The sequence below is a fragment of the Accumulibacter sp. genome (assembly GCF_023806635.1).
Lineage (GTDB): Bacteria > Pseudomonadota > Gammaproteobacteria > Burkholderiales > Rhodocyclaceae > Accumulibacter.
In genome coordinates this window covers 17,983-26,974 of record NZ_JAMTDQ010000007.1, presented here as the reverse complement: position 1 = coordinate 26,974, position 8,992 = coordinate 17,983, and the positions used below count along the sequence as shown (strand labels likewise).

Genomic DNA, 8,992 nt, shown 5'->3' with positions numbered 1-8,992 from the left:
GTCATCGCGAGGGCACAGGAACGACTTGAGGACGACGATCCTCATCGCTGACGATCACGCGGTGTTCCGGCACGGCCTGGCCTCGTTGTTGCGCGAGCGCGACGGCTGGGAAGTGGTGGCCGAGGCGGCTGACGGCGAGGAGGCCGTGCGGCTGGCGGGCACGTTGCGGCCGCGCATCGCGATGCTCGACGTCGAGATGCCGAGCCTTTCGGGCATTGAGGCGGCGCAGCGCATCAGGAAGCTTTCTCCGGAATCGAGGATCGTCGTCCTGTCGATGTATGCCGACGCACGCTATCAGGAGCGCGCGTGCGAGGCGGGGGCGTCTGCCTACGTGCTGAAGAGCGAGCCGATCGCCGCCCTGGTCGAAGTCGTCGAACTGGTCCTGCTCGGTGCGGCGTTCGTGAGCAATACCCTGCAGCGTCGAGAATCGGCGGCGGCGCTGCGCAGCGCCAGGGTCGACCTGCACGCGCTCAGCGCCCGCGAGCGGCAGGTACTGCGGCTGCTGGCCGAGGGCAGGCGGACGCAGGAGATTGCCGACCTCCTCGGCCTCGGCGTCAAGTCGGTCGAGACCTACCGTGGCCGGCTCATGGACAAGCTCGGCATCGACAACGTCGCGGGCCTCGTCCGTTTCGCCATCCGCGCCGGGCTGATCGCGCCGGAAGCCTGAGTGCGGACTCGCAGGCGGGCGCCGGAGAGTTGCGGCCGAGACCGCTGCCGGATTGGTGACGAACGGATCGAGCCGCCGATGACCGGCCTGCACCCCTGGTCGGCCACGCGCGACGATGCCTACCTGAACCATCTGCACGGCGACGGCCTGATCAGGCATGTAAGGCTCTTCCGTACAGCTTCCGTCGAGCGGCCTTACAGAGCGTCGCTTCCGGATGCAGCGAGCTTCCGTAATCCATTGATTCATTGACATATGTTTAGCATGGCACGGAATGTGCCTTTAACGCATCAGACTCTTCGCCTTTCAGCGCTGAGTCGACCGAAGTGGCAAGGGTCGGCAAGCCGTCAAGGGTGGCGTCCCCTTGGAACGAAACCGATTATCGTGGCTCAATTTCAGTGAGGTACCAAGAAATGGCAATGAAAAGAACTCTCGTGGCGCTGGCCCTTGCGGCTGGCTTGGTTCCGTTTGCGCAAGCGACTACGACCGTGTCCGCGTCGAACGGTACGCTGCACACCACGGCCGGGCTGACGGGCTTCCAGACGGACGGCAATGAGATGGGGGGCATGCAGATCACCGCCGCCTTTGGCGGCCTGAGCCCTTACTCCGAGACGGCGACCTGGGCCGCAGGCATTGGGAACTGCGGCTCGGCGGCGGGCACCGGCTGGTCGGTCGCCATGTGCGGTGACACGTTCTCCAGCCTCTGGACGCTGACGACCTCGCTTGCGGCCCCGCTGAACTTCCTCCAGTTCGACGGCCAGCCGGGCCGCACGGTGTTCGACCGCACCTTGCCCTCCCCTGGCACTCCGGGCTCGGCAAGCGGGTCCGACTTCAGCGACACGAGCACCTTGCTGCTCGCTGCGGCCTACACGGACATCCTCGCCGTGGCTGGGGATCCGGCCAGTCCCTACGGTGACCTGTACACCCGCGTCAACGTGACGATCCAAGGCGGACTCTCCGGGGCCACGGCACCGGCGTCGATCCAGTTCACAATGGACACCGACACTGCCACCAGCCGCATTGACGAGGTGCCGGAACCGGCCTCGCTGGCGCTCGTCGGCCTCGGCCTGGTGGGCTTGGTCGGCGCGCGTCGCGCGGAGAAGGCCTGATTCTCCGGATCGCCCTGGCCATACGGGGCCGCCCTCGGGGCGGCCCTTTTTCGTTGGTGTGTCGGCAATGCGTACGGCAGCGACCTCAGCGAGTCCCCGAGGCCACATTCACCGAAGAGCGACGTCGACGGGACGACCCACTCGACTCGAGCACCCAGCGTGCCGGCGTGTCCGGGAGAACTTCAATTCCCCCGGGGATCGGCGAGCCGGTTGACGCCCTCGGGGCGTTGATCGCCAGCAGGGTTCACGAGCCGGGCGCGCCACGCCATTCTGGCCCCTGTCGGGGCATTCCTGACAGGCGATGCCTGACTGTTCGGGCACGCCAGGCGTCGCTAGAATCGGCCCCTATTGCGGCCGCACTCAGTCTCGCGTCGCGAGCCTGTCCGGGACTTCTGTCCTCGCAGCGAGCCGCAGCGGGCGTGTTGCCGTCGCCTCTCCGGACGCGCTGGAGAGTTCGTACGGGTGACACGATCTTCATCTGATGAAGGGAAAACCATGACAATGTTGTGGAAATATTGGCTGGCGGCAGCGTGCATCGCTGCAGCTGCAACGCCGGCCCTGGCACAGCAGTCCAACGCCCTGCGGCCGGAAGCGACGAATCCCCTGGTGGTGACCGGCAACGACTGGATGAACTCTGCGGCATCGGAACGGATGGCTTTCCTGAAGGGCGTCGCCAACATGATCATGGCCGAGGGCGCCTACGCCAAGGGCACCAACCAGAAGATCCCGCCGGTCAGCGAGGGCATCATGAAGGCCACCGAGACGGTCAAGCCGGGCGAGTTCGAGGCGCGCATCACGAGCTGGTACGAGGCGAATCCGTCCAGACTTTCGACGCCGGTGATGATCGTCGTCTGGCGCAACATCGTCAAGAAGCAACCCTAGAAAGGCAACGGATATGGGACGGAAACTGAAAGTCGTCGCCGCCATGTTGGTGGTGGCCATGGTGAGCACTGCCTGCTACACCGCCGCCGGCAGCATGGTCGGAGCGGGAATCGGCAAGGCGAGCGGTGGCGATGGCACCACTGGCGCGCTGATCGGTGGTGGCATCGGCATGATGGTAGACCTGCACCACTGAGCATCGCCAGCTGGCGGCCAGGCCTGGCCACCAGCTACCCTGGGGCTTTCCCCGGACGGCGGTTGAGGGAAGCACCACTTTTGTCCTGGGTACCTGACCACGCACGGTTCTGAGTCGCGATTCATGAACGCAGATCAATGGAGGAATGAAATGACGAAAATGTTGCTCGCTTTGCTATTGGGACTGACGCTTGCCGGCTGCAGCAATCCCAAGAAGTTGTGCGAAGAGTGCTGGGCGCACAAGGACTGCGAAGGAGCGCTCAACTGCCGCTCACGACCGATGTCTGACGGATCCGTCAGGAATGTCTGCGTTGATACCTCACAAATGATCACCTGCCCGGTGCCACAGCCGGAGCCTGCCAAGTAGGAATCGGTCGACGCCACCGAATGACCCGTGCACCCAGGCTGCTGCCGATGCCGCGGAGACGGCCGTGGACCACAAGGAGACCATATTGAAGAAGATGAAGAAGAGTTGGCCACTGGCCGCCGCGCTCGGCCTGCTGATGCAGGCGCCGGCTTTCGCCATCGACGCAAAGTACCGCCAGAAGCTGGAACGCTCCGGTTGCACGCAAGTGAGCGAGTTGCAGGGCTGTGACATCAACAAGACCAGGGCGGAAAACGCCAAGGCCGGCTTCGTCACCGAGGCGCCCGGCGGGAACGCCGGACAGGGCGCACAGGCCAGCCAGTCGCCCTATGCCGGCAACTGGCTGGCGGTTGGCCCCAGCGGCGATACGGTGGCGAAAATCCACATCGACAACAGGGAACACGTCAAGGTCAATGGCAAGGCAGTCAAGGCCAGGCGCAGCGACGGCGCGCTGGTATTCAAGCAGGGCTTCATCACCTACACCATCCAGGGCGATCGCCGCCTCAAGGGCGAAGACACCTGGTGCGATTCCGACGCCAGGACCACCGGCAAGATCGTCGCCGACTGAGCTGCAAGCGAGCGACCGTCGGGTGAAACGATTCGCGATGCTGCACGCGGCGGCGCCGGATTGCTGCCATCGAACGTCTGCCAGCGGCGCCTTGCGCTGTTCTCCCGTCTGCCCCGCCGTCTCGCGAACGCCGGACCGGGTTGAGCTGCCTGCCCGGCTTCACTTTCCCGGAATTCCGCCTTGCTCTTCGAGTTCCAGAATGCGCCGCATACATCACCATCCATCTGCAAAGGACCACCCATGAAGAAAAAGCTTGTTGCCGGTTGCCTGCTCGCCCTCTGCCTCCTTCCTCCGGCGTTTGCCGCCAGCGAGGCCGGTGGCGCCAAGAAGCCCAAGAGCATCCCGTTCGCGACCACCACCTGCGGCGATCTCCTCGACATCTTCGCCGCGGCCGACCCCAAGCTGAACAAGGACAAGAAGATGCTCAAGGGCGCGCAGGACCGGGCCTTTGCCTACGTGGCCTGGACACATGGCTACCTGAACGGCCGCGATGGCATCGACGCCAGGCGTTACCCTTTCGACGAGAAGGGTGTGATGCAACTGGTCGGCGTCATGTTCAATACGTGCAAGGGCAACGATTCCAAGCTCTTCCTCGACGCCGTCAAGGACATGCGCTAGTCGCCAGTGCAGCGTCTGCTCAAGGAGATAGAACGATGAACGCAAGAGTCTCGAGGTTTCTGTCCGCCATGGCGGCAGCCGTGTTCCTGCTCGGCGCCGGCACCGTCGGCGCACCCGATGTCATGGCGGGTGACCGATATCGGCATGAACTCAGACGGCACGATGGCCAGGTGCTGCGCGCCGCGGCCGTGGACCGCGATCTGCGACAGCACGAGCGCGAGCGGCGCGCATTCGTCGCCGGCGCGGCGGTCCAGCACCACCGCGAGTACCGGCGCGACTATTACCGCGGCGACTATCGGGACGGCTATGCTGACCGCTATCGCGCCCGGTACTACGACGACGATGACGATCACGACAACAAGATCGGCGCGGCATTGGTCGGAGCCGCCGTCGGCGCGGTGGTGACCGGGGTGGTGATGTCCAACAGGAACGATCAGAGCACGAGCAACGCCAGCAGCGCTTCGAAGCAATGAGGTGCATGAGCCCTCGCCGTCGCCCACCCGGTCGGCGCCGAGGGAGCGGGCGGCGAGCCACAGCTGGTCCAGCGTGGCTGCCAATGGGCCAGCATGCTCGCTGTCCCCGAGAGTTGGTGTAGAGTCGGCGACCTGGCCTGCAGCAGCCTGTTCGTCGCCAACGGCGGCTTGCCGACCGTCCCCGGCCAGGATGCCGCCCGATCGAGCGGCGCCGCGACATCTGCCTGCCGGAGCAGAAGAGTGCCGATGCCTTGTCCACACAACAGGAGACGCCCGATGAATCCACCCCGCGAAGCCGATCACGAACTGGAAGACCGCGTTGCGCGGCGCCTGTTCGACCTGTTCATCCGCGTCGGCCTCGTGCTTGGCCTCGTGTGGCTGTGCTTCCACTTCTTCTCGCCGTTCCTGACGATGATGCTGTGGGCGCTGATCCTGGCGGTCACCCTCTATCCTTTGCACCAGAAGCTCGCGCAGAAGGTCGGCGGCAGGCAGGGGCGCGCGGCCACACTGATCGTCGTCCTCGGCGTCGGCCTGATCGTCGTACCGACCGTGATCCTGGGCAGTTCGTTCGGCGATTCGGTCCACGGGTTGATCAACGGGGTGAAGGACAACACGCTAAGCATCCCGGCACCGCCCGCAAGCATCGCGGAATGGCCGGTTGTCGGCAAGAAGGCCCATGCAGCCTGGTCGCAGGCGCATGCCGACCTGCCCGGACTGGTCAAGAGCATGCAGCCGAAGATCGGCGAGCTGGCGGGCAAGGCGCTGGGCATCGTTGCCAGCCTCGGCGGCGGCCTGCTCATGTTCCTGTTTTCGTTCGTCGTCGCCGGCATCATGATGGCCTTCGGCGAATCGGGGGGACGCGCGATGCAGGCGATCTTCGAGCGCGTCGCCGGCGTCGCCCGTGGCGCCGAGTTTGCCCAGCTGGCGACCTCGACGGTGCGCGCCGTCGCCTCGGGCGTGATCGGCATCGCCTGCATCCAGGCGCTTCTGGTCGGCATCTCGATGGTCATCGCGAATGTCCCGTTCGCCGGCGCGCTGGCACTGGTCGTCCTCATGCTTGGTGTCGCGCAGGTGCCGGCCGCCATCGTCACGCTGCCGGTGATCGGCTGGATCTGGGCGAGCGGCAGCTACGAGACAACTCCGGCCATCGCCTATACGGCATTGATCATGGTCGCCGGCTCGGTCGACAACGTCCTCAAGCCGTTGCTGCTCGGCCGCGGTGTCGATGCGCCGATGCCGGTGATCCTCCTGGGCGCGCTGGGCGGCATGGCGACGGACGGCATCCTCGGCATGTTCATCGGTGCTGCCGCGCTTGCGCTGGGCTACCAGATATTCATGCGCTGGGTCGATGACAACCCGGAGCGTGCGCGGCAACCGGCTGCCGGCGACCAACGTTCGATGATGCTCTGAGCCGGTGCGGGAATGCCTTGCCGGGGTCTCCGGCCGTCCGCTTTCCGTCTTCGCCGCGACGCTGCTGCTCGCCGGCTGCTCTGCAGTCGGGCCGGATTTCAAGTCGCCTGAAACGCCTTGGCTCGGCGCCTGGTCGGGTGGCTCGCTGACGACACTGGCCGCGGAACAACACGGCAGGCCGCGCGCCCAGACCGAGGATTGGTGGCGCAACTTCGACGACCCCATACTCGACGGGCTGGTCGCCGAGGCGCAGCGCGTCAACCCGAACGTGCGCACGGCCGGCATGCGCATCATGGAAGCGCGTGCGCAACTGGCGATCGCCGGCAGCCTGCTCTACCCGCAGCAGCAGCAGGTGACCGGCAAGGTCGTGCGCATGGGAACCGAGGCGAGCAGCGGCCCGGACACCGCGTTGACGGCGTACAACATCGGCTTCGGCGTCGGCTGGGAAATCGATTTCTGGGGCAAGTTCCGGCGCAGCATCGAGGCCGCGGATGCCGCCTACTTCGCCAGCATCGCGCAGTACGACGACGTGCAGGTGCTGATCGCCGCGCAGACGGCGTCATTCTATGTGGCCATCCGCACGCTGGAACTGCGACTGACGATTGCCCGCGAAAACGCCGTGCTGCAGAAGCGCAGCCTGGAGATCACCGAGCGCCTGTTCAAGCATGGCAACGACTCGGAACTGGACGTGCAGCAGGCGAGATCGCAGTACCTGAGCACGCTCGCCACGATCCCGCAGATCGAGGGCAGCCTGCGCCAGACGCAGAACGCGCTATCCGTGCTGCTCGCCCGCCCGCCGGGTCCGCTGCCGGAAATGGCGGCCGGCCGGGAACGCATCCCGCGGAGCGAACTGGCGATCGTCGCCGACATGCCGGCCGAGATGCTGCGCCGTCGCCCCGACGTTCGTGCCGCCGAGATGCAACTGGCGGCGCAATCGGCGCTGATCGGCGTCAGCGTCGCCGACCTCTACCCGTCGATCACACTGCTCGGTTCGCTCGGTGTCTCGACGACCTCGCTTTCCGGTGCCCCCAGGAAGTTCGACTGGGCGATCGGTCCCAGCCTGGTGTGGAACGTCTTCGACTTCGGCCGCCTGAGCAACGAGGTGCTGGTCCAGGATGCCCGCTTCCAGCAACTCTACGAGCAGTACCAGGGGACGGTACTGCAGGCGGCGCGCGAGGTCGATGACGCGGCCGTCGGCTTCGTCGCCAACCGCGAACAGGTTCCGCTGCTCGAAGAGTCGGTCAAGGCCGCACAGCGCTCGCTCGACATCGCGACCATCCAGTACCGCGAGGGGATGGCCGGCTTCGAGCGCGTGCTCGATTCGCAACGAGCGCTGTTCAGCCAGCAGGAACGGCTGGTGAACAACCTCGGCAACGTCGCCCAGAGCCTGGTCACGCTGTACAAGGCGATGGGCGGCGGCTGGCAGACGGCGCGCAGCCGGCCACTGGTGGACGACGCGACGCGCGAGACGATGGCCGAGCGCAGCGACTGGCGGGAACTGCTGACGGTGCCGCTGCCGCCGCCCGACGCTGTCCCGCCACAGATGACACCGGAGAGGGAACAACGATGACCGAGGAATCGCCCAGCCAGAACCCGCCGACCGCGAACGGCGGCGAAGCAGCAGAGCAGCCGGGCAAGGCGACGCGGTTCGGTGCGACGGTCGTCCTGGCGCTGATCGTCGCCAGCCTGCTCTGGTATTTCGCCGCCGACCGTCTGACGCCGCACACCACGCAGGCGCGGGTGCAGGCCTTCGTCGTGCCGGTCGCCGCCGAAGTGGCGGGCAAGGTGCTGGCGGTGCACGTGCGGAACAATGACCAGGTGCAACCGGGGCAGCCGCTGTTCGACATCGATCCGAGCCAGTACCGGATCGCCCTGCAGCGCAGTCGCTCGGACTACGAGTCCGTGCAGCGCTCGGTCAACGCCTCGGCGGCAACCGTCGAGGCGGCTCGCGCATCGCTGCAGGCGGCGCAGGCCAACCACGTCAAGGCCGAAAAGGATGCGACGCGCCAGGAAACACTCTACGCCGAGGACCCCGGCGCCATTTCGGTGCGCCGGCTGGAGGTCGCGCAGGCCACCCGGATCCAGGCGCGCAGCCAGGAAAAGGCCGCCGAGGCCGACCTGCGCAAGGCGCAGGAGGCCGCCGGCGAGAGCGGCGACAACAACGCGCAACTGCGCAGCGCGCGCTCGGCGATCGAGAAGGCCGAGCTCGACCTGGCGCGTACGCGGGTGCTCGCCCCCGGCCGGGGTGTCGTCACCGACCTGCGCACCGATGTCGGCCATTTTGCCCAGGCAGGCGCGGCGGCGATGACGCTGATCGCGATGCACGATCTGTGGATCAGCGCCGACCTGACCGAGAACAACCTCGGCCATATCAATCCCGGCGACGAGGTGGCGATCGTCCTCGACGTGCTGCCCGGCGAGGTGCTCAAGGGCCGCGTGCGCAGTGTCGGCGGCGGCGTCAGTTCCGGGCAGCAGCAGGCAGCGCCGGGAACCCTGCCGACGATCCAGAACAGCCGCGACTGGCTGCGGCAGGCGCAACGCTTCCCGGTCGCGATCGAGTTCGATGCTGCCGAAGCGGAGCGCCTGGGCAGGCTGCGCCCCGGCGGTCAGGCCGAGGTGATGGTCTTCACCGGCGACAACTTCCTGATGAACCTGCTCGGCGCGGGCTACATCCGGCTGATGAGCCTGCTCTCTTACCTCTACTGAGCGGAG

The 8,992-nt window shown here is 66.4% G+C and carries 11 protein-coding genes; all 11 read left to right on the top strand.

Going from position 1 to position 8,992, the window contains the following annotated elements; all coding sequences use genetic code 11:
- Nucleotides 1-25: 25 nt before the first annotated feature.
- Entirely contained in the window at nt 26-667 is a 642-nt protein-coding gene (locus tag NFW30_RS01835) for a response regulator transcription factor (RefSeq protein WP_295357054.1), read from the top strand.
- 78 nt (nt 668-745) lie between these two features.
- Complete coding sequence (locus NFW30_RS01830; RefSeq protein ID WP_295357057.1) at nt 746-916, top strand: hypothetical protein; 171 nt, start codon at nt 746-748, stop codon at nt 914-916.
- A gap of 167 nt (nt 917-1,083) precedes the next feature.
- Entirely contained in the window at nt 1,084-1,773 is a 690-nt protein-coding gene (locus NFW30_RS01825; protein ID WP_295357059.1) for a PEP-CTERM sorting domain-containing protein, read from the top strand.
- Nucleotides 1,774-2,274: 501 nt separating this feature from the next.
- A complete protein-coding gene (locus tag NFW30_RS01820) occupies nt 2,275-2,655 on the top strand; it encodes a hypothetical protein (RefSeq protein ID WP_295357062.1) in 381 nt (126 codons plus the stop codon).
- Nucleotides 2,656-2,668: 13 nt separating this feature from the next.
- Nucleotides 2,669-2,848, top strand: a complete 180-nt coding sequence (locus tag NFW30_RS01815; protein ID WP_295357064.1) for a hypothetical protein — start codon at nt 2,669-2,671, stop codon at nt 2,846-2,848.
- Between the two features lie 460 nt (nt 2,849-3,308).
- Nucleotides 3,309-3,779: a hypothetical protein gene (locus NFW30_RS01810; protein WP_295357092.1), complete on the top strand. Its 471-nt coding sequence runs from the start codon at nt 3,309-3,311 to the stop codon at nt 3,777-3,779.
- Nucleotides 3,780-4,019: 240 nt separating this feature from the next.
- Entirely contained in the window at nt 4,020-4,397 is a 378-nt protein-coding gene (locus NFW30_RS01805) for a hypothetical protein (protein ID WP_295357067.1), read from the top strand.
- A 68-nt stretch (nt 4,398-4,465) separates the two neighbouring features.
- Complete coding sequence (locus NFW30_RS01800) at nt 4,466-4,870, top strand: hypothetical protein (RefSeq protein WP_295357070.1); 405 nt, start codon at nt 4,466-4,468, stop codon at nt 4,868-4,870.
- 276 nt (nt 4,871-5,146) lie between these two features.
- Nucleotides 5,147-6,280 (top strand): AI-2E family transporter, encoded by a 1,134-nt coding sequence (locus NFW30_RS01795; RefSeq protein WP_295357073.1) that lies wholly within the window; start codon nt 5,147-5,149, stop codon nt 6,278-6,280.
- A gap of 4 nt (nt 6,281-6,284) precedes the next feature.
- A complete protein-coding gene (locus NFW30_RS01790; protein WP_295357076.1) occupies nt 6,285-7,850 on the top strand; it encodes an efflux transporter outer membrane subunit in 1,566 nt (521 codons plus the stop codon).
- Nucleotides 7,847-8,986 (top strand): HlyD family secretion protein, encoded by a 1,140-nt coding sequence (locus NFW30_RS01785; protein WP_295371712.1) that lies wholly within the window; start codon nt 7,847-7,849, stop codon nt 8,984-8,986. Before NFW30_RS01790 ends, NFW30_RS01785 begins: the two co-directional genes overlap by 4 nt.
- The last annotated feature ends 6 nt before the right edge of the window (nt 8,987-8,992 follow it).

What these genes read in the sequence shown, in the direction of transcription:
- NFW30_RS01830 (WP_295357057.1), top strand. Translation starts at nt 746, where the DNA reads ATGACCGGCCTGCACCCCTGGTCGGCCACGCGCGACGATGCCTACCTG.
- NFW30_RS01825 (WP_295357059.1), top strand. Translation starts at nt 1,084, where the DNA reads ATGAAAAGAACTCTCGTGGCGCTGGCCCTTGCGGCTGGCTTGGTTCCG.
- NFW30_RS01820 (WP_295357062.1), top strand. Translation starts at nt 2,275, where the DNA reads ATGTTGTGGAAATATTGGCTGGCGGCAGCGTGCATCGCTGCAGCTGCA.
- NFW30_RS01815 (WP_295357064.1), top strand. Translation starts at nt 2,669, where the DNA reads ATGGGACGGAAACTGAAAGTCGTCGCCGCCATGTTGGTGGTGGCCATG.
- NFW30_RS01810 (WP_295357092.1), top strand. Translation starts at nt 3,309, where the DNA reads ATGAAGAAGAGTTGGCCACTGGCCGCCGCGCTCGGCCTGCTGATGCAG.
- NFW30_RS01805 (WP_295357067.1), top strand. Translation starts at nt 4,020, where the DNA reads ATGAAGAAAAAGCTTGTTGCCGGTTGCCTGCTCGCCCTCTGCCTCCTT.
- NFW30_RS01800 (WP_295357070.1), top strand. Translation starts at nt 4,466, where the DNA reads ATGGCGGCAGCCGTGTTCCTGCTCGGCGCCGGCACCGTCGGCGCACCC.
- NFW30_RS01795 (WP_295357073.1), top strand. Translation starts at nt 5,147, where the DNA reads ATGAATCCACCCCGCGAAGCCGATCACGAACTGGAAGACCGCGTTGCG.
- NFW30_RS01785 (WP_295371712.1), top strand. Translation starts at nt 7,847, where the DNA reads ATGACCGAGGAATCGCCCAGCCAGAACCCGCCGACCGCGAACGGCGGC.